Origin of the sequence: Staphylococcus petrasii (assembly GCF_002902565.1) — a bacterium.
GTDB lineage: Bacteria > Bacillota > Bacilli > Staphylococcales > Staphylococcaceae > Staphylococcus > Staphylococcus petrasii.
On record NZ_PPRC01000108.1, the window covers coordinates 1 to 511 of the forward strand.

The following is a 511-nucleotide window of genomic DNA, read 5'->3' on the forward strand; positions in this document are numbered from 1 at the left end:
GTTAGTAACGTCCTTCATCGGCTTCTAGTGCCAAGGCATCCACCGTGCGCCCTTAATAACTTAATCTAATATAGTTATTAATCTGTGAGTGTTCTTCCGAACACTAGCGATTATTTTTTATGAATTCAAGCTTATTTAAAACTCTATTCACTCAGTTTTGCTTGGTAAAATCTAATTTACTTACTTATCTAGTTTTCAATGTACAATTAATTATCTTAAATAATGGTGGAGACTAGCGGGATCGAACCGCTGACCTCCTGCGTGCAAAGCAGGCGCTCTCCCAGCTGAGCTAAGCCCCCAATATTCATTGTATTTAATGGTGGGCCTGAGTGGACTCGAACCACCGACCTCACGCTTATCAGGCGTGCGCTCTAACCAGCTGAGCTACAGGCCCATTAAATGAAAGAATATTTATAATAAACATTCAAAACTGAATACAATATGTCACGTTATTCCGTCATCTCTGCGAGATGTTCCGAATATATCCTTAGAAAGGAGGTGATCCAGCCGC

2 tRNA genes are annotated in these 511 nt (G+C 40.9%); both read right to left on the minus strand.

The window, feature by feature from the left end:
* Window positions 1-223: 223 nt before the first annotated feature.
* A tRNA-Ala gene (locus tag CD127_RS11495) sits at window positions 224-299 on the minus strand.
* Window positions 300-317: 18 nt separating this feature from the next.
* Window positions 318-394: transfer RNA gene (locus CD127_RS11500), tRNA-Ile, on the minus strand.
* Between the last annotated feature and the right edge of the window lie 117 nt (window positions 395-511).